Source organism: Cellulosilyticum sp. WCF-2, from assembly GCF_003990395.1.
GTDB lineage: Bacteria > Bacillota > Clostridia > Lachnospirales > Cellulosilyticaceae > Cellulosilyticum > Cellulosilyticum lentocellum.
Window position 1 is genome coordinate 3,060,059 of record NZ_CP034675.1, and the last position, 19,307, is coordinate 3,079,365.

Genomic DNA, 19,307 nt, shown 5'->3' on the forward strand with positions numbered 1-19,307 from the left:
TTTGTGTCTACTTTAATATAATCACTAATATCAAATCGTGTCTACTTATTTAATATAGATCCACTGACTTAACAAAAATAGATACAGACAATGATGGACTACCTGATAATTACGAATACTTTGATTTTATTACAAATCCTACATTAAGTGATACTGATAATAATGGAATAAATGATGCAGATGAAGATTTTGATAATGATGGCTTAACTAATCTTGAAGAATATACAATTCGGACAGATTCTTTTAAGCCTGATAGTGATAATGATGGATTAATAGATGGTGATGAAGTAAATACTTATCATACTAACCCGCTAATAGCAGATACTGATGGAGATACTTTAAATGATGGTGACGAAATAAGTATGGGATTAGATCCTTTAAATCCTTTTACTTTTGGTACACCAGATCAAGAATATGTTTTTGTTCAAGATGTAGCTGATGACAATTTGTCAGCTATTAATACAGAAGATAGTCCTTATAAGGTATCTATCCAAGTAAAAGCTTCTGGAAATGCAAAAGGAAATACTATAGTAGGCCAAAGTGAATATGCGCATACAATAGAAGATAATAATGCAATTGTAGGAAAAGCTATTAGCATTAAGTATCATGATGGCGTATTAGAAGAAGGTAAAATATCATTTGAATTAGATGAGTCTCTTGTTACACAAGACAATATTGTAAATGACCAGAGGGTAACAGGAATAAAAAGATATCAAATTTTTAATTTTAATGAGGAATATGGGATATTAGTTCCACTACCTACAATAGTTGATGTGAAAACTAATGTAATAAGCACTGAAATGATAGGTCAAGGTACCTATTGTGTTATGAATTTAGAAAAATGGTTGAGTAACGTAGGAGCTTTTAAAACTAATCAAGAAGTAAATATTCTAAAACAAAGTGCTTCTATAATGGCGAGCGTGGATACTCAAACATATGATTTGAAAAATAATAACTTATTTAACACTACATATCCTAACACAAAGTCAAAAAAAGTTGACCTAGCCTTTGTAATAGATACTGGATATACAATGCAAAAAATAATGCCATCATTAAAAGCTAGTATGAAAGAGATTGTTAGAGGATTAAAAGAGGAGTACAATTTAGATGTAGAAGTATCCATAATTGACTTTAAAGATATTAACTATATGAGTCCTTCTTCAGCCATCCAAATAAATGGCATACAGGCTTCAAAAGCAGAAGGAAATAGAGTATTAAGCTTTAGCAATAGTCTTTCTGAAATAGAGCAGATAATAGATGGGCTTGATGCTTATGGCGGATATGATACAGACATTTCAGGTACACCGCTTGCGGGATTAGGGTATGTTACAACTTTGCCATTTAGAAAAGATGCCAGTAAGTTTGCCTTTTTAGTAACTGATAAGTCATATAGTATTGCTAACTGCCATGGTTTTAATACTGTGTATGAGATGATAGAAAAGTTAAACACATCGGGAGTTAACCTAGGAATATCTTATAAAACAAGGGAAGAAACAGGTAGTATTTCAGATAATACAGCTACGTTTTATAGAAGATGGTTACAAAAAATAAATGGTGTTTTCGTACCACTTCGAATTATGGCAGATGTCGAAAGTGGTTTCAAAGAATTTATTATTACTAATCTTATTGACCAAAAAGAATTTCAAATTTTAGGAAGTACTAGCCTTAAAGAAATTATATTAAAAGAACCTTTAGCTAAGGGAGGTTCAGCTGATACTGACAAGGATCAACTTACTGACAGTGAAGAGGTATACTGGGATTCTAAATTAATATCTTATGGAATAGATGGATATGAATTACCTAAAATAGGAGATATATGGACTCTAATCTATGAGACTCATGGGTACGATATAAGTCAAATACCTTTCCCAGAGTTATTACAAGATATAGTCGTATTACCGATATTATCTGATCCTACAGATATAGATAGCGATTCCGATGGATTAACCGATTATGTTGAACATACCAATCATTTCGAACATGATACATGGTCTGCATTGCATTATGATAAAACAAATGTGGATATTTATAATACTTACGAAAGAACAGTTGCACATAGTAAGGATGAACATACTTTTATTCTTAATCCATATATTGTCACGAGACCATATACAATTAATGTGAATAGCGACATTAATTTAGATATATCTGTTTATTATATAGGGATTACTGGAATGTCTGACCCTGAATTAGTAACCACAAAATATAATATACAAGATAGAATAGATTTTGTACCTGAAAAAGGTGGCTATTATGAAGTAAGAATTAAGCTTAGTTCTATAACTTCAATAGGCGACTATTCAATGACTATAGAATTATTGGATATGTATAAAGAAGCAGGCTTTGTAGAAGGTGATGATGTCCTTGTATATGCTGCTAATCATAAAGGGTTATATCCATTTTTAGCGACATTAGAAGAGGGAACTTATGGAATATTAATACCTAAATTTGAAGATGCAGAGGAGTTTGGACAATTTAATTGCGCATTTTCTCCAGGAGATGGATTATCCTTAGTATTGGATTTAACGCCCTTAATTGGAGACGCAAAAACTTTTATAGAACTAATTGAAGGAAGAGATATAATAACAAAGCAAGAAATTAATCGATGGTTATTAGCAGGAGCTATAATAGTTCCTCGTGTAGTTTCTGAAGCTATTGGATTATTTGGAAAAAATGCAGATGATGTTGCAAAATATATTTTAAAGGGAGATCCTAAAACCGTTGCAAAACTAAAAGAACTCGGAGCAACGGACGGATTAATCACATCAATACAAAAATCTGAGGGCGCGGCTGGCTTAGATAGGTTAGAAAAATTGCTAATGCAATATTTTTCATGTGATGATATTGCTACTTTAAGTAAATATGGAATAAGTACTGCAGAATATCAGGCTAAAGGTATAACCTATTCAAGTGTTGCTGAAAATGTTTCGAAAATGCTTAATACGAGTGATTCGTATGTAGAACTCTATAGAGCTGTTGGTGTAGATGAATTTGAAGATATAATGAGCTCAAATATATTTAGACCCAGTCCAAGTGGATTTGTTTCAAAACAATTTGGATTCTCATTCGATGAAATATTAAAACTGAGTAATAATTTCCCTGAGAGTGTTGCAATTTTTAAGGCAAAAATACCAAAAGAAGTATTTATTAAATTAGATTTTAATGCTGTAGATACAGCTATATTGAAGAGTGGTAATGCAACTGTTCAAGAAGATGTTTTGAAAATTTTTAATGATTCATTGTTAGAAGTAAAACAGGTATACTAGTAAGAATGGAGCTGATTTTGTTTTGTTAGAATTTATAGCAGATATATATTTATTTAAAGATAATGGTGGTGCTATGCCAGGAGATGGATGGTCTGGAATGATGCCTTCATTTAATATGGATGGAGACTTGATAGCTTCAAGGATATTGTGTGATAAACCTCTTATAAAGGAGCAATGGCATGAAGTCATTATTCAACTTCCATATGGAGATAAATTTGAACACATAAAGGGAAAATTAAAAAATGAGTATGAGTTTAAGCTTAACATTGGAGGGAGAGTACTGGGCAAAGGAATAATAAAGTGTGTAGAATGACAATCTCTTTATTTTGAGCAAATTTAACTTTAAGCGATTCAAAAGATGCTGTCTATAAAAAATAGTTTTAAGGAGACTTTCGGTTAATTTGAAGTTTTATTATAAATTTCATGGCTGAAAGTCTTTTATATATTTTGTCAAATTCGCAGTTTTTCACCTCAAATTTGTGCCTCTTTGCAATAGATGTCTTATAATCATTTCATGTGTATAAAAAAAGATAGTTGAGTTAATATGAAATGATTGTAAGACTGTTATATGGACAAGTATACAGTATGAAAAAGTAATAATAGAGTAGATGCAAGCAAACTATGAAGAGATAGATATGTGCTTGGCCTATTTTTTGTATCCTACAGGTAATTCGTAGTTATATCACGAGTTAAAAAAATTAAAAATAAATAATATTGTATACCAATATCTAATTATATTATAAAATATAATTAGAATAGATTAGAAGTATCACAGATAATCTGTACTTATAGGTGTGGCGGGTATAGATAAGTATAATTTGTTGAGTTATAGAATTGTTCGTAAAAAACACTAAAAATAAAAATATTATACACATTTATTGCTGATTATCCTAAAATATATAAAGGATTAGATCAAAAATAAGATAGTGATTTTTTATAAGTAACATGAATTTATTTGTTCGGGTAATGAAAGAATAGGAGGGGACGGAATAAGATGAGTTTGCCAATACGTAAGCGTGGAGAGATTATTCCACAAGATACTAGAAATACTATATCAATGCGTTATCATACTATTACCAAAGCAATAAATTGTGAATTTTGAAACAGCCAAAGTGAGACACAAAATAGTTTGTATGTTGGTTCTTATGGGCGTGGAACAACAATTAATTCCAGTGATCTTGATGTTTTGTTTGAATTACCACAAAATGAATATAATCGATATGATTTAGTAAAGGGCAATGGTCAATCACGTTTATTGCAAGCAGTAAGAAATGCAATACTAACATCTTATCCTCGCAGTGAAGTTAGAGCTGATGGACAAGTTGTAAAAGTTTTGTTCAGTGATGGCATGAAATTTGAAATACTTCCTGCATTTAAAAACATTGATTGATGGGGGCAATGGAATGGTACATATATTTATCCAGATACAAATATGGGTGGAAATGAGGGCTTTCGGGTCAATTTGAAGTTTTATTATAAATTTCAAGACCTAAAAGCCCTTTTTGTAAAAGTTGTAAATTCGCACTTTTTGACTTCAGATTCTTGCCTCTTTGCATAGTTATATTCTATAATCATTTCTTGTGTATAAAAAATGACAACCGAGGCAAAGATGAGTAAGAATTACTTAAAGAAATTTATTAAATATGTAAAGAAAGTTTATCATATAGAAGATGGGTTAAAAGCACTAACAGATAGAAGAAAAAACCTTCTATATACTACTGGAGAGGTTATTCTACCAGTGCTTTTAGGCTTTATAATGAGAATACAAAGTTTTAATGAACTTAAGTATAAAATAAGAAGTAATGATTTTATAAATATTATTTCTAGAAAAATGAAATTACCACAAATAGATACTATCAGAGATACCCTTAAAGTTATTGATAATCAAGAACTATACAAAATGCACAGTAAAATCATTAAGAAGTCCAAGCGAAATAAAACATTTGAAGAAGGGACCATAGATGGCTATACAGTTGCAGCTATAGATGGTACTAAATTGTTTGGAAGCTATAAGAAAAGTTGTGAAGAATATTGTACCACAACTATAAGAAATAAAAAACACACTATTTTCATAGTACTGCATTTATGTCATTAATAGGAAATGAGCCTAGATTGATCATAGACTTTGAACTCTATAAAGGTTCAGAAGATAGCAGTAAAAAGGATGAAGGAGAGCTAACGGTAGCAAAAAGACTATTGAGCAGAGTAACGAAAGAGCATAAATGCACGATAGATGTAGTCGTTTATGATGCTTTGGCTTGTAATAGCAGTTGTATTAATCATTGTATATCTAATAAGGTAATACCAGTTATTCATGTAAAGGATAGTAATATTATAAGTATCAAGGAAGCTAAGACTAAAATTAACAAAAGTAATATAAAAGAGATTTGGCAAGATGGGAAAAGAGATTGTGAAGTAACAGCATATGAAGAATCGTTTTACATGGATGAAGTAACTGACCCACTTAGGTTTGTAAAGTTTAGAAAGAAAACAAAGACAAACAAATATTCACAAGTTTTACTGGTTACAAGTGATTTTAATATTCCTCTTCAAACATTATACAAGATGATGCACATGAGGTGGGATATAGAAAATAGCTTATTTAATAAACTTAAAACTTATAGTGCTCTAGAGCATTGTTTTATACATCACCCAAACGCGATAGAAGCACTTTTGTATTTAATGAGCATAGCTACTAATCTTACACAACTATTTATTTTTAGAAGGCTAAGTGGAAGTGAGGTAAAGCTATTAACACAAAAAGAAATAGTAAGGTTGCTAGAGAAAGATCTATATCGATTGAAATATACTAGGAAGTATATTTTTGATACGACATAAGGCCATGACCTAATTGAATACGGTGGGAGAAAATTGGGGTAAGGGGAACTATACCTATTTTTAGGAAAAACAGCATAAATAGTGTAAAAGATAGTAGGAGTTGATTGAAAATTCTTTAACTATACTATAAAATCAGGTTAGAAGCGAAAGTGCTCGTATTAAGATGGGAACTGAATTAAGGATGATAGATGAGGATTTTAGACAATCTTTATTAAGTAAAATGAGTATAAGTCAAGGTAATATATTATTTTTACGCGAGCTATTAATAGAATATAAAGAGGCAGGAATGGATAAAAATAGTATGATGAATAATCTGATAGAGTTACGTTCTAGTTGTAATTCTGATGTGGAGGATGTTTTTCTTGATTTGATGGATTTTGTGACAGGATTTTGTAATTCAAGTTTTAGAATATTTTAATATTTTAAAGAGATAACTGTTCAGCCATAATAAATTTTGCTGTGGATAACAGTAGAGGTTTCGGGTCAAATTGAAGTTTTATTATAAGTTTCAATACCTGGAGCCTCTTTTTGTAAATAATATAAATTCGCATTAGAAGGATAATATTTTCTTTGGTATGGACGGAAATCACTATGCTTTTGTATATACAGTTAATGGAGAGAAACCTACTTACATATGTATACCTGATGAGTATTGAAATGGAAAAGAAAACACTTGGAGAGTAATTGGTATTACTTTAGAGTACAATAGGTATACATATTTGTTTTATCTTCACAACAAAAAGCCACCATTCTAGAAAAATCTAAAATGATGACTTTTTGTTGTGCCCAGACTCTTGTTAGTTACTTTTATAGCTTGATTTCCAATGTCACAATAAAGGCATAGACATAAGCTCCTCAGCAGGTCTTGCACTTTGCAGAGAATAGGAAAATAAGCTATGAAAGTTCAAACGCTGAGTGAGGAGCTCCTTAAAGTCTTAGCCGGTGCACCCTTTATGACGAGGAAGCTAAGGCATTAAGACCCTGGTTTGAAACTTTATTTGGTATAACTTATGTGTAAAGCATTAACGAATAACCCATAAAAGAGTTCTTTGTTTGCTCTTTACATCATACTATATGTTACATCGTGAATATTTCCCTAATATAATTTGAAAAATTTATAGAAAGGAAATTATAGACTCTTTATTTAGTGTCATTTTTGTTAACTCTCTAACTATAAAAATAGGGTACCTACTAATAGATTAGAAGCTACCCTATTTTTATATGTCGTATTATTGATTAAGGGTATAAAGCATAAGATTTAAGTATCCAGCAAAAGTAACCCAGAGCAGACAGGGAATTTGAAGCCAAGCAGCTAATGGATTAATCTCCTTGAATGACTTAATCATTACCACAATCAGAATCCATAATATAATAAGCACAAAAAAAGCAAGTAGGATATTTTGCAAGTTAAAAAAGATGATAGACCATAGAAAATTAAAGAAAAGTTGCCACCCATAGATAGCAATGTCATTAAGTTAACATTGTGATAGAAACGCATCCCTAGGAAAAGAAGTTGAAGATTTATTTCTTCAGCTTCTTTTTCTATTTCCAGGTACCACAAATAGACAGATTTGCATCTGACTCAAAATTTATATTCTTTTACAAAGATTTATGCTACTCTATAAAGGAAGCCATGAAAAATCTTAACAATTAAGTTTCGTTCCCTATGCCTATCAGGTCTTATAGGAATGAGATTTTTTGCAATTATGGCTTCTACATCAGGTGATGTTGCTTTTCCATGATAGAATAACCTACACATATGCACTGCAACTGAGAAATTTGCTTTATATGTATGCTTTCTTTGCTTTTTTTCAATGACTACGTGGGAGGTAATCATTTCTGCAAAGTTATACATTATCATATGTGCATAGATTTCTTGTTGGATACACATCACCTTTTTTGAATGAAAATCTAACATTCCAATCGTATATTTCAAATCTCGAAAAGATGTTTCAATCCCCCAACGAGAAGCATACAGTTTTTTTACCTCATCAGGAGGATACTTTTCACTATTTAGATTTGTAACTATTGTTTCATAGGAAGTTTCTGAAATAGGAAATCTCACTATTCGGAAGTGTAATTCATAGAATTTAGCAGGTTCAGATTTCTTGTTTTTAAGTGGTAAATAATCAAACGGTTGGGCTGAAGAAACACTTCGATAATGATTTTTGTCTTTGAAAAGTTCTTTGACTGCATTCGTTTTCTTTCTTGTAAGTTTTAAAGAAATATCAATATCAAAACAGTCTGTTTTGGGTAAATCCAATCCATTCTTTATACCATTAATTCCATCTTTGACACGAATAAGAAAGAACCATCCTTTTTCTTGAATGTGAGCCATGCTGTTGAAAGATTCATAACCTCTATCAGCTATCACGAGTGCTTTAGGAATTTCAGAACGATCAACCATTTCTTGTAGAGCGTTATGTTCATTCTTTTCTTTAGATTTTTGTATTATCACATCATGATAAATAGAATAATTTATATTATACAACGCATTTATATGCAGAAGATTATATGATTTTCTTCCATCTTTTCCAGAATGAAATGAATTTAAATCATCAGGATTGGTAGGAATCTGTACATCAGACCCATCAACAGCAAGTATGGGCATATCTTCATTAAAGTTATCTATAAGTTTACTTGAAAAGCCGTCAAATATCTTCTTAAACGCTTCGGGCTTTATCTTTTTCCTCTGCTGAACAAACGCAGAAGAAGTGGGTGTATCTGCAGATGCACCAAATAGATCTAATAATTCGTTTGTAAGGCTCCCACTTCCCATTCCAATAATTCCAGCTAAAATTTTATTCATGGGCAATTTTCTTTTGCGTAAAAAATCACTACCTGGATTGGTACAATAATCTTGCGGATTGTCAGCTAACTTTTGGATTTCATCTACTAAAAGCTTTTTAATTTGTTTGGGTTTCATATGTGTCCTCCTTGTAACTAAGTTTCCTTTAATTACAAGGGCCGCTCTCACTACCTCTTTATTCAATCAGTAGTGAGAGCGGCCACACATTTTCTTTGTCTTGTCAACTACTTTTTCAAAAAAAGATCCCTATACCATTTGATTGGTATAGAGATCTTTTTTCGTCATCTTAACTTAATGACATTGCCATAGATAGTAAGAGCTTTTTCCTTGTTGGGGGAGTTAGATTCATAGATGAGATAAGCAGATATCCCCATTAAAATGTAAAGGATAGTCCAAACAATAGGAAAGACCCATCCTGGTGGTGATAAAACAGGCTGTTTCAGCTGATTATAAACTTCCATACTATTTTGAGTGAGAAATCCAGCTAAAGCGCCTATTCCAAGGCTTATGCCTATACTTATTAAAAGCTGTTTCCAATTGATTTGCATTAGTTCCTCCTTTATGTCCATGCATTAAAGTATGTAGACATATACTAATAATTACTATCAGTGTATGCTACATGTCCTAACTTATGATAATAAATGAGTATTTTTAGAAAAACTGCATAAATAGTGTAAAAGAAACTAGGAGTTGATTGAAAATCATTTAACTATAGTATAAAATCAGGTTGAAGCTAAGGTGCTCAAAGCATTACCTATAGATGACTATTAGAATACAAAAAAGAGAAGGTGAAGAAATGTTTAATCGTCATGACTTATCGAGAAATGAATATATGCTAGATGGGTGCTTTTGTAAAAATGGCTATGACTGGTGGTGGCATTCTTTTACAGCAAGACATGAAAAAACAGGTGAAGAAAAAGCTTTTTTTGTAGAATATTTTTTATGTAATCCTGCATTAGGTGGTGATAAAGCCGTATTAGGTCAATTGCCAGAAAATAAAGTAGCCGGCAAGAAGCCATCTTACCTTATGGTCAAGGCAGGAAGCTGGGGGAAAAACCCTAAACAGCTACATCGTTTTTTTGCATGGGATGAGGTAAAACTTCATAAGAGGAAACCATTCTCTGTAAAGGCAAAGGACTGTTTTGCATCAGATACGGAATTAACAGGTAGTGTGGGTGTAAGCGAAGTGGAAGCAAAGGAGCATCCAGAGTATATGTGTGATGCTGGTTGCATGACATGGAACTTGAAACTAGATAAGAAAGTTGCATTTAATGTGGGATATGGAGCAGGTAGATTATTTCGTAAGATTAAAGCTTTTGAAATGTATTGGCATGCAGAGGGAATGAAAACCTTGTATAGTGGAACTGTTGAAATAGACGGAGAACGTTACATTGTGACACCAGAAACATCCTTTGGATATGCGGATAAGAATTGGGGAAGCAACTTCACAAGCCCGTGGGTATGGCTTTCTTCGAACTGCATGAGGAGTAAGGTTACAGGAAAAGTGTTGAAGAATAGTGTGTTTAACATCGGTGGTGGATGTCCAAAGATATATTTCTTTCCACTGAACCGAAAATTGTTGGGAGCTTTTTGGTATGAGGGAAATGAGTATGAGTATAATTTTTCCAAGTTTTGGACATTGCCACGCACCCAATTTTCCTTTCAAGAGACAGCAACAGAAGTGAGGTGGAAAGTGCGACAAGAAAATAGAACCTCTGTTATGAAAACTGAAGTACGTTGTTTAAAGTCTGATTTATTACTTATTAACTATGAGGCTCCAGACGGTAGCAAAAGGCATAAGAAGTTGTGGAATGGTGGTACGGGAATAGGAAACATAAAACTTTATAAAAAGACGCGGGACGGCTTGATGCTCATTGATGATATTGTAGCTACACATGTAGGGTGTGAATATGGAGAATATGAGTCGTAGTTAATCGTATATAAGAGACGAAGTATGACTATTTAGAAAGAGTTACAGAAAAGATGGTACATTTGAGTATTATAAGTACAAAATAAGAGTTCTAGAGATGGATAAAAATGTGTCCATCAAATACGTCTTATATTGATACATAACACAAAAGATTAATGGAAGAGAGGTGAATTAAGGTGAAAACAGTAGTAATTACAGGAAGTTCTAGAGGACTTGGTTTTGAAATGGCTAAGGTTTTTAGAAAGAGTGGACTAAATGTTATGCTTAGTGCAACCAATCAGGAAGTACTTGAAAAAGCAAAAAAAGAACTTGAGAAAATTGAAAGCTCCGCTAAAGTTGAAGTGTGTAAATGCAATGTAACAAGTGAGGAGGACATACGAAATCTGATAAACTACTCTAAAAAGATATTTGGCTCTATTGATATATGGATCAATAATGCAGGTGTAAATCAACCAAACAAGCCTATTTGGGAGCTATCTGCAAAAGAAATCACATCCATACTGGATATTGATTTAAAGGGAACGATCAATGCATCACGACTAGTAATGCGTGAAATGGCAAAAGTACGTTCTGGAGCAATCTACAATATCGAAGGATATGGAAGTAATGATGCTAAAATGCTTGGTTTATCTATTTATGGAACCAGCAAAAGAGCTGTTACTTATTTTACGGAAGCATTAGCCAAAGAATCGCAAGAACTTAAGACAGGTGTTATTGTTGGTAGATTAAGTCCTGGAATTATGATTACAGATTTTCTAACAAATGCTTTTTCTTGCAATGAAAAGATAGAATTGCAGGAAAAGACAAAGAAAGTTTATAACATCTTGGGAGATTACCCACACGTGGTAGCTGAATTTTTGGTAAATAGAATGCTCAAGAATACTAAAAATAATGCTAAAATCCAGTGGTTAACAAATAAAAAAGCTACTTGGAGATTTATGACAGCTGGTTTTAATAAAAGAAACTTTTTTTCATAAGAGAGAATTAATAAAGTAAAATGTGGAGGTTCTTATGAATTTTACAAGTACATTTACACTTAGTTTTTTGATATTAATAGTTATAGCATTAGTGGTTAGTTCAGTTGGATTCTATAAATATGTTTACTTTATTTCTTTGGGATATGGTTTTTCTATTGCAGCAATGGGAATTGCTATGCCAATTCTATTTTTCAATGATTTAAGCATAGGAACTATGGTTTCTTGTATGCTATTTGTGATTTATGGTTGTCGTCTAGGTGGATATTTGCTTGTTAGAGAACTAAAAAGTGCATCCTATCGTCATACGATGAAAAAAGAAATGAAAGATGGTAGTACCATGAAAATAGCTTCAAAAGTAAGTATTTGGGTTAGCTGTTCCTTGCTATATGCACTACAAATATCCCCGGTATTTTTACGTTTACAAAACGGAGTTAAGACAGACGTATTTAGCATAGTCGGTGCTATGATCATGGTATGTGGTATTTTATTAGAGTCTTTAGCTGATATACAAAAATCCAAAGCAAAAAAGAAGAATCCATCACGTTTTTGTGATAGTGGATTATATAAAATCGTGCGTTGCCCTAATTACCTAGGAGAGGTATTATTTTGGACAGGTGTATTTGTTTCAAGCATAAACGTTTATGTTGGTGTATGGCAATGGACTATGGCATCATTTGGGTATATCTGTATCGTCTATATTATGTTTGGTGGCGCTAGAAGATTGGAAATACGACAAAATAGAAATTATGGTGATAATCCTGAATATAAAACATATGTGAAGCAAACACCAATTCTTCTACCATTCATTCCATTATATAGTGTAGAAAAATATAAATGGCTAGTGGGATAGAAAACTTGACAACTTGTAGTTACACTTATACAAAAGTACTAGCATTATAAAATAGAATTTCAGTTTGATTAGAGGATAGATTGACAACAACTCTATACATGTTAAAATCATAATAGTTATAAGGTAAGATTTAAGAAAGGAAAATTATGAGAACACTAAAGACATTAGAAGGTATTTCAGATGGTAAATTATATGATATAGAGGACTATGTAAAAGCAGATACATCTGGATGTAATGGGTGTTATACTTGTTGTCATAGAGTAGGAGACTTGGTTGAGCTTACACCATTTGATGTTTACGAAATAGTAAATCACACTAAAGTATCCTTTGATGAACTCTTGGGGAATAAACTTGCACTCCAAATAAGCAATAAAATGATGTTGCCTTATCTCAAGATGGAGGGAGAAACGGAGCGCTGTAGTTTTTTGAATGAAACAGGTAGGTGTGGTATACATGAACATCGCCCCAATATTTGTAGACTGTTTCCACTTGGCAGAGTTTATGAGAATGATGATTTTAAATATTTCTTGCAAGTAGGAACATGTGTTATGCCTAACTTAAAAGAGATCAAAGTAAAAGAATGGATTGGGATCGCCAATTATAATGAAAACAAGACTTTTATCTTGGCATGGTACAAATTATTAAAAGCCCTTCATTTTAGATTGAAATTTGTATATGATAAAGCAGAATTAGAAGAAATGAATCAGTATGTATTAAATACCTTTTATCGTATACATATAAACGAAGGAGAAGATTTTTATACTGTATTTTGGAGGGTCTTACCTGAGGCAAAAGAGAGATTAGGTATTTTATAAATAGAGACCGAGAATATTGAAATAGTAAGTAAAAAATGAATCTATTATATTGAACATTACTCACCGCGCTTGAATATTTTTGTGCTTGCAATGAACCACGGTGAGTCTTTTTAGTTCAATTATCTAAGTATTTAAAATGTGATTAGGTAGAAATATACCCAAAATACATTTAATCTATAAGAAATTGTCCTGTTTTTCCCATTTGATAAGCCACTTTAATAATGGCTTGTTCTTCTTCTGTCATAGGCCTATGATACATCTTCGCAAATTGTTTTATTAAAGCGTCAAAATCAATATGTTTTTTAGCTGGTCTAGATAATTTAGAAGCTTCATAAGGATCATAGCAATTAGGTGTAATAGAAGGTTGATAAACCTTTTTAAAAATTTCAGCAGTATAATAAGCATCTGATAATGCAAGATGAAAAGCCGTACTTGTAGGAATTTGAAGCATATTGACGGCATCTTGTAAACGAAGTAATTTTTTTGAAGGCAAGCCTAAGTAAATAGAAGTGTAAGGTTGAATATTAATGAACATTCTTGGAAAGGGTGCAGGATCTAATTTATGATATAGGATATTCTTAAATAGAATTTTCATATCAGATGTACCCCAAATACAACAAATTGCCTTCCTAGAACCAATAAATTCTATATACGCTTTATATACTTCAGAAAAACTTTCTTCTTGTGCTAATTGTTCTATTGTAATACCTGTTAGATAAGAAACAAAAGGATTAATTTCTTCATAAATAGTAGGTTTAATCAAACGATTAAAAGTATCTATGGTATGAAAATTCTCATCTAGCTTAACAGCTCCAATTTGAATAATTTCAAAAGTATAGGGATTTTCTTTGTTAACAACATCCTTTCGTGCTGAGAAATCTTGATTAAACTCTAAATCGAAAACAATATAATTCATAGCAAGTCTCCTTTAACTATTTTCTTTTGATATTTTTTGCTAGTATTTAGTAGGCTATTCCATAAATGAAATAAAAGGAATTGGTATAGATTATAAATATACAAAAGTTATTGTACGTAGCTTAAAAGAGATGAAAGAAGGAAGATATAAGATGCCAATAGATTTAGAAGAGATATCTTATGAATTCATGCAGCTAGAAAATAATAAAAGTGAGATACATGGTCCATTTGATATCATAGGTGATATTCATGGTTGTTATGATGAACTATGTGAATTGCTTGAGAAGTTAGGTTATATTATAGACAACTCACAAGGAGTATATTCTCCTCAACATAGAAAAGCAGTTTTTTTAGGCGACCTAGTAGATAGGGGACCTAAATCACCTGAAGTTTTAAAACTAGTCATGTCAATGGTAAAGAGTGGGAAGGGATTTTGTGTCATTGGTAATCATGATGATAAGTTGCTACGTAAGCTAAAAGGTTCTAATGTACAAGTCCTTCATGGCCTTAAAGAAACTTTAGAGCAGTTAGGACAAGAACCTGAGTCTTTTAAAAAAGATGTTGAAATGTTTCTAGAACATTTGGTGGGACACTATGTATTTGATAATGGAAGATTAGTAGTAGCACATGCAGGATTAAGAGAACAATTTCACAGCATAGCATCTAAAAAAACACGAGATCTAGCAATGTTTGGAGAAACAACGGGTAAAATAGATGAATTAGGCTTACCTGTGCGTATAGATTGGAGTAGTGAGTATAAAGGACGCGCATTGGTTGTTTATGGGCATACACCAAGAGCTCAAGCAATAATGGTGAATCATACCATTAATATTGACACAGGCTGTGTGTTTGGAGGTAAACTAACTGCTTTTAGATATCCGGAAAAGGAAATTATGGAGGTTAAAGCTAAAGCGGTTTATTGTGAGTCAGTAAGACCTTTTTTATAAAGATACTTCTGTATGCCTTAGACTATTTGGAAAAGGTATACTTATAACCTCATATCCTTTATACTAATATCAAGTAATAAAATGGAGGCAATATATGAGTAAAATATACGAATTTGATGCAGAAATTAAAAAAGTACCAGATATTAATGGTGCCTATATAGAAATACCTTTTGATGTAAAAGCTGAATTTGGAAAAGGTAGGGTACCTGTCTGTGCTACTTTTGATGGTGTTGAATATTGGGGAAGCTTAGTTAAAATGAAGACAGCATGCCATATCATTGGTATTAGAAAAGATATTAGGCAACAGATTAATAAGCAACCAGGTGATACCATTCATGTAACACTTCAAGAAAGATAAATGAAAAATATGGCTCATATAAAAGACACTTACTTAGGTGAGTGTCTTTTATACCTTTACTTTTATATAAAGATAGCTTAAAACAAATAAAATGCTATTTACTTGTACTATGCTAAAGATTATCAGTAAATACATTTATAATATTTACAGTAAAATGTTAAACTATGCTTGGCATATTATCTTAGGAGCATTATATTAATTGAGTATCTAAATATTCTTAGTAGGAGGTAGAGAAATGAAATACAAAAATCCTGTCATTAAAGGCTTTTATCCTGACCCCAGTGTATGTAAGGTGGGTGATACTTACTATCTTGTATGTAGTTCTATGCAGTATTTTCCTGGTGTCCCTCTTTTTGAAAGTAAGGATCTTGTTAATTGGAAGCAGATTGGACATTGTCTTACAAGAAAAAGTCAAATAAAACTGGATAAGTCAAATAGTTCAGGAGGGGTTTTTGCTCCTACAATAAGGTACAACAATGGACGCTTTTATATGACCACCACCAATGCTACGACTCAACAGAATTTTTATGTCTGGACAGATGATATTTATGGTGAATGGTCTGATCCTCTCTTTGTGAATCAAGGGGGAATTGATCCGTCCTTATATTTTGAAGATAACAATACATACTTTATGAGTAATGGCGAAGACGATAATGGCATAAGTGGTATCGTTCAATGTGAAATTGATATTGCTACAGGGAAAAAGCTCACTTCTAGTCGTACCATTTGGCAAGGTACTGGTGGCCGTTTTCTTGAAGGCCCACATATGTATAAAATAAATGAGATGTATTACCTTGTCGCCGCAGAAGGAGGAACAGAATTTGGTCATATGATAACTTATGCACGAGGAGATTCTCCCTATGGTCCTTTTAAGTCATACCCATATAATCCCGTGTTAACAAATCGTAATTTAGGAGGGTATGAAATACAGGGTGTAGGTCATGGAGACCTGGTCCAAGATGATAAAGGTAATTGGTGGATCATACATCTTGGATTTCGTCAAATAGGTCAGTGGTTAGCTTATCATCATTTAGGACGTGAAGTTTTTCTAACACCTGTTTTCTTTGCAGAAGATGGCTGGTTTACAGCAGGATACAAAGGAACAACCCTACAATATTTTGATATTCCTTCTACTTTTGACAATTTTATTCAACATGAGAAAAAGTGTTATACCTTTGAAAATACGGAATGGGATAAGGAATGGTGTTATATTCGATTACCTAATGATGAAAATTATATATTGGGAGAGAATGTATTAAAACTCAGAGGAACCAAAATTACACTTGATGAGGTAGAGTCACCGACATTTATTGGTCTACGCCAAAAAGATTTTAAAGCAGCTATTTCTTGTAATGTGTCTATTTTAGATGGCGAAGCAGGTATTACTCTCTATATGGATGAAAATCATCATTATGATTTGGCACTGCGAAAATGTACAGGTGGATATGAGGTAATCAAACGCTTAAATATTGGTGATATTAAATCTGTAGAAGAGCAATTAGAGATAAAAAATATAAATAATGTATCACTTATTATTCAAGCAGATCACGAGGCGTATAGTTTTTTTATTCAACTAGAAAAGGAAAAAATTAATCTTGGTACAGCACAAACTAAATATCTATCTTCTGAGATAGCCGGAGGATTTACCGGTGTTATAATTGGACTATACGCAAGCAATCAAGGTAATTGTACCTATGCTTGCTTTAAAGATTTTAAGTGCAATTATTTCTCTTTCTAAAAATTTAACTAAATCTAAAGCAATGCTGAATATTATTATGCTAGTAATAATATTTTACAGAATGAAGGGCCTATTTACTTTTAATAAATCAGCACAAAAAGTAGCTTATCCTAAATTATAAGATAAGCTACTTTTTGTATTCCAGATTCTGATTTAGCTTTATAAGAATTACCTATTTCTTAAAAAAGATTAAAAACAACGTTCTGTATGATTTTTTTTGCATCCATTTAATTTTTTACATTGATAGCATATCTCATTTGGAAGAGGTTCACCTTCAAAGTACGCCTTTAAATTGTTTAGTGTTGTTTCTGCTATATGCTTTAAAGCTTCTTGGGTTAAAAAGGCTTGATGAGAAGTGACTATAACATTAGGTAAAGAAACTAATCTAGCCAAAACATCATCTTGTATTATCACATTAGAAAAATCTTCAAAAAACAGTTCTGATTCTTCTTCATATACATCTAGTCCTGCAGCACCAACCTTATGTGACTTTAAGGCTTCTAACAAACTCTCACTTTCAATTAAAGCTCCTCTAGAGGTATTAATAATCACAACGCCATCTTTCATTTGATCAAAAGTTTCTTTCTTTAATAAATGATGAGTCTGCTCTGTAAGAGGACAATGAAGTGAAATAATATCAGCTACTTGACAGAGTTGCTCAAAACCTACATATTCAAAGTCGGCATTAGATATAGGGTAGGGATCATACGCAACTACTTTCATGCCAAAGCCCTTGCATATATCGATAAACACTTGTCCAATCTTTCCTGTTCCTACAACACCTATAGTTTTTCCATGTAAATCAAAACCTGTTAAGCCACTTAAGCTAAAATTAAAATCTCTGGTTCTGTTATATGCCTTGTGTGTTTTTCGATTAAGTGTTAAAAGAAGCGCCATTGCATGTTCTGCAATAGCATAAGGTGAATAAGCAGGTACACGAACAACATGAATCTTATTAAACGCTGCTTTAAAATCAATATTATTATAGCCAGCACAACGCATAGCAATAATAGATATACCTAAATCATCTAATTGTTTAATGACCTGTTCATTCAAGTTATCATTAACGAAAGCAACAATGCCTTCACATCCCTTTGCTAAAGCAACAGTATCCTCATTTAACTTATTCTCAAAATATTTAATTTCGAAATCATAATTCATTATAAAAGTATCAAACCATTCCTTATCATATGGTTTTGTATCAAAAAAAGCTATTTTTCTCATAATATCTCCCTTTCTTTAAATAAGTTTTATATTATATGTAAATTGACAATACTAATGGTTATTGTATAATAGAATTATATTACAATAATCATTCAAAATATTCAATGAAAATTCTAGGGATTATTGTAATAAAATACATAATGGAGGGGTTCTTATGTGTGGAGAACAAAAGTTTTATATTTGTAAGCACTGTGGTAATATTATTGGTGTCATACAGAACGGTGGTGGCAAACTCATTTGCTGTAATGAAGCTATGACAGAACTTGTCTCTAATACTACAGAAGCGACTACTGAAAAGCATTTGCCTATTATAACTATTTCAGGAAATGAAGTAACTGTAACTGTAGGTAGCATAGCACACCCTATGACAGAAGAACATCTTATTAATTGGATTTACCTCCTAACAGAAAAGGGTAGACAAAGAAAATGCCTTTTACCAGGTCAAGAGCCTATTGCTAAATTTGTCTTAACTGAAGATGATCATGTTATTGCAGCCCTTGCTTATTGCAATCTTCATGGTTTATGGAGAACCGACATATAAATGTTTTAAAGTACTATAGGTTAACTATAGTACTTTTTTACTAACTAATTCTTTTTATGTATTAAATACTAGGTTTAGATTATGTAAAGATTTCATTTC

At 32.1% G+C, this 19,307-nt stretch carries 18 protein-coding genes and 2 pseudogenes; 15 read left to right on the forward strand and 5 right to left on the reverse strand.

The window, feature by feature from the left end; translation table 11 throughout:
- Nucleotides 1-227: 227 nt before the first annotated feature.
- From EKH84_RS22955 to EKH84_RS13710, 7 genes and pseudogenes are all read left to right on the forward strand, one after another.
- Nucleotides 228-311: pseudogene (locus tag EKH84_RS22955) on the forward strand (hypothetical protein); the annotation flags it as partial.
- Between the two features lie 51 nt (nucleotides 312-362).
- Nucleotides 363-3,266, forward strand: coding sequence for a pre-toxin TG domain-containing protein (locus EKH84_RS13685; protein ID WP_127066738.1), 2,904 nt, complete (start codon nucleotides 363-365; stop codon nucleotides 3,264-3,266).
- Nucleotides 3,267-3,288: 22 nt separating this feature from the next.
- Nucleotides 3,289-3,579, forward strand: a complete 291-nt coding sequence (locus EKH84_RS13690; protein WP_127066739.1) for a hypothetical protein — start codon at nucleotides 3,289-3,291, stop codon at nucleotides 3,577-3,579.
- A gap of 804 nt (nucleotides 3,580-4,383) precedes the next feature.
- Nucleotides 4,384-4,656: pseudogene (locus tag EKH84_RS22345) on the forward strand (SMODS domain-containing nucleotidyltransferase); the annotation flags it as partial.
- 219 nt (nucleotides 4,657-4,875) lie between these two features.
- Complete coding sequence (locus EKH84_RS13700) at nucleotides 4,876-5,361, forward strand: hypothetical protein (protein ID WP_127066740.1); 486 nt, start codon at nucleotides 4,876-4,878, stop codon at nucleotides 5,359-5,361.
- A 17-nt stretch (nucleotides 5,362-5,378) separates the two neighbouring features.
- Complete coding sequence (locus tag EKH84_RS13705) at nucleotides 5,379-6,104, forward strand: transposase (RefSeq protein ID WP_243118600.1); 726 nt, start codon at nucleotides 5,379-5,381, stop codon at nucleotides 6,102-6,104.
- A 163-nt stretch (nucleotides 6,105-6,267) separates the two neighbouring features.
- Nucleotides 6,268-6,522: a hypothetical protein gene (locus EKH84_RS13710; protein WP_207669740.1), complete on the forward strand. Its 255-nt coding sequence runs from the start codon at nucleotides 6,268-6,270 to the stop codon at nucleotides 6,520-6,522.
- A gap of 811 nt (nucleotides 6,523-7,333) precedes the next feature.
- Here the strand turns inward: EKH84_RS13710 and EKH84_RS22845 are convergent.
- The 3 genes from EKH84_RS22845 to EKH84_RS13725 all read right to left on the reverse strand — a co-directional run bounded on the left by EKH84_RS22845 (nucleotide 7,334) and on the right by EKH84_RS13725 (nucleotide 9,461).
- Nucleotides 7,334-7,570 carry a TspO/MBR family protein gene (locus tag EKH84_RS22845; RefSeq protein WP_127068086.1) on the reverse strand — a complete coding sequence of 79 codons (237 nt, stop codon included), beginning with the start codon at nucleotides 7,568-7,570 and terminating at the stop codon, nucleotides 7,334-7,336.
- 143 nt (nucleotides 7,571-7,713) lie between these two features.
- Complete coding sequence (locus EKH84_RS13720) at nucleotides 7,714-9,030, reverse strand: IS4 family transposase (RefSeq protein ID WP_127065015.1); 1,317 nt, start codon at nucleotides 9,028-9,030, stop codon at nucleotides 7,714-7,716.
- Nucleotides 9,031-9,194: 164 nt separating this feature from the next.
- Nucleotides 9,195-9,461: a TspO/MBR family protein gene (locus tag EKH84_RS13725; protein ID WP_127066742.1), complete on the reverse strand. Its 267-nt coding sequence runs from the start codon at nucleotides 9,459-9,461 to the stop codon at nucleotides 9,195-9,197.
- 248 nt (nucleotides 9,462-9,709) lie between these two features.
- Between EKH84_RS13725 and EKH84_RS22100 the strand changes: the two genes are divergently transcribed.
- From EKH84_RS22100 to EKH84_RS13750, 4 genes are all read left to right on the forward strand, one after another.
- A complete protein-coding gene (locus EKH84_RS22100) occupies nucleotides 9,710-10,843 on the forward strand; it encodes a tocopherol cyclase family protein (protein WP_190283334.1) in 1,134 nt (377 codons plus the stop codon).
- Nucleotides 10,844-11,019: 176 nt separating this feature from the next.
- Entirely contained in the window at nucleotides 11,020-11,820 is an 801-nt protein-coding gene (locus EKH84_RS13740) for an SDR family NAD(P)-dependent oxidoreductase (RefSeq protein ID WP_013657222.1), read from the forward strand.
- Nucleotides 11,821-11,854: 34 nt separating this feature from the next.
- Nucleotides 11,855-12,670, forward strand: coding sequence for a DUF1295 domain-containing protein (locus tag EKH84_RS13745; protein ID WP_013657223.1), 816 nt, complete (start codon nucleotides 11,855-11,857; stop codon nucleotides 12,668-12,670).
- Between the two features lie 146 nt (nucleotides 12,671-12,816).
- Nucleotides 12,817-13,485: a YkgJ family cysteine cluster protein gene (locus tag EKH84_RS13750; protein WP_127066743.1), complete on the forward strand. Its 669-nt coding sequence runs from the start codon at nucleotides 12,817-12,819 to the stop codon at nucleotides 13,483-13,485.
- 169 nt (nucleotides 13,486-13,654) lie between these two features.
- Here EKH84_RS13750 and EKH84_RS13755 read toward each other — a convergent pair whose 3' ends face one another.
- Nucleotides 13,655-14,401, reverse strand: a complete 747-nt coding sequence (locus EKH84_RS13755) for a 3'-5' exonuclease (RefSeq protein ID WP_127066744.1) — start codon at nucleotides 14,399-14,401, stop codon at nucleotides 13,655-13,657.
- Nucleotides 14,402-14,552: 151 nt separating this feature from the next.
- Between EKH84_RS13755 and EKH84_RS13760 the strand changes: the two genes are divergently transcribed.
- From EKH84_RS13760 to EKH84_RS13770, 3 genes are all read left to right on the forward strand, one after another.
- Entirely contained in the window at nucleotides 14,553-15,347 is a 795-nt protein-coding gene (locus EKH84_RS13760) for a metallophosphoesterase (protein WP_127066745.1), read from the forward strand.
- A gap of 94 nt (nucleotides 15,348-15,441) precedes the next feature.
- On the forward strand, nucleotides 15,442-15,705 hold the full coding sequence (locus tag EKH84_RS13765) for a DUF1905 domain-containing protein (RefSeq protein ID WP_127066746.1): 264 nt from the start codon (nucleotides 15,442-15,444) through the stop codon (nucleotides 15,703-15,705).
- Nucleotides 15,706-15,940: 235 nt separating this feature from the next.
- Entirely contained in the window at nucleotides 15,941-17,443 is a 1,503-nt protein-coding gene (locus tag EKH84_RS13770; RefSeq protein WP_127066747.1) for a glycoside hydrolase family 43 protein, read from the forward strand.
- A 189-nt stretch (nucleotides 17,444-17,632) separates the two neighbouring features.
- Here the strand turns inward: EKH84_RS13770 and EKH84_RS13775 are convergent, their stop codons facing one another.
- Entirely contained in the window at nucleotides 17,633-18,667 is a 1,035-nt protein-coding gene (locus tag EKH84_RS13775; RefSeq protein ID WP_127066748.1) for a 2-hydroxyacid dehydrogenase, read from the reverse strand.
- Between the two features lie 154 nt (nucleotides 18,668-18,821).
- Between EKH84_RS13775 and EKH84_RS13780 the strand changes: the two genes are divergently transcribed.
- Entirely contained in the window at nucleotides 18,822-19,208 is a 387-nt protein-coding gene (locus EKH84_RS13780; RefSeq protein ID WP_127066749.1) for a desulfoferrodoxin family protein, read from the forward strand.
- Nucleotides 19,209-19,307 lie beyond the last annotated feature (99 nt).

Bases quoted from the DNA above. Each gene is read 5' to 3' on its own strand.
- EKH84_RS13685 (WP_127066738.1), top strand. From the start codon at position 363: ATGGGATTAGATCCTTTAAATCCTTTTACTTTTGGTACACCAGATCAA.
- EKH84_RS13700 (WP_127066740.1), top strand. From the start codon at position 4,876: ATGAGTAAGAATTACTTAAAGAAATTTATTAAATATGTAAAGAAAGTT.
- EKH84_RS13710 (WP_207669740.1), top strand. From the start codon at position 6,268: ATGGGAACTGAATTAAGGATGATAGATGAGGATTTTAGACAATCTTTA.
- EKH84_RS13720 (WP_127065015.1), bottom strand. From the start codon at position 9,030: ATGAAACCCAAACAAATTAAAAAGCTTTTAGTAGATGAAATCCAAAAG.
- EKH84_RS13725 (WP_127066742.1), bottom strand. From the start codon at position 9,461: ATGCAAATCAATTGGAAACAGCTTTTAATAAGTATAGGCATAAGCCTT.
- EKH84_RS22100 (WP_190283334.1), top strand. From the start codon at position 9,710: ATGTTTAATCGTCATGACTTATCGAGAAATGAATATATGCTAGATGGG.
- EKH84_RS13745 (WP_013657223.1), top strand. From the start codon at position 11,855: ATGAATTTTACAAGTACATTTACACTTAGTTTTTTGATATTAATAGTT.
- EKH84_RS13750 (WP_127066743.1), top strand. From the start codon at position 12,817: ATGAGAACACTAAAGACATTAGAAGGTATTTCAGATGGTAAATTATAT.
- EKH84_RS13755 (WP_127066744.1), bottom strand. From the start codon at position 14,401: ATGAATTATATTGTTTTCGATTTAGAGTTTAATCAAGATTTCTCAGCA.
- EKH84_RS13760 (WP_127066745.1), top strand. From the start codon at position 14,553: ATGCCAATAGATTTAGAAGAGATATCTTATGAATTCATGCAGCTAGAA.
- EKH84_RS13765 (WP_127066746.1), top strand. From the start codon at position 15,442: ATGAGTAAAATATACGAATTTGATGCAGAAATTAAAAAAGTACCAGAT.
- EKH84_RS13770 (WP_127066747.1), top strand. From the start codon at position 15,941: ATGAAATACAAAAATCCTGTCATTAAAGGCTTTTATCCTGACCCCAGT.
- EKH84_RS13775 (WP_127066748.1), bottom strand. From the start codon at position 18,667: ATGAGAAAAATAGCTTTTTTTGATACAAAACCATATGATAAGGAATGG.
- EKH84_RS13780 (WP_127066749.1), top strand. From the start codon at position 18,822: ATGTGTGGAGAACAAAAGTTTTATATTTGTAAGCACTGTGGTAATATT.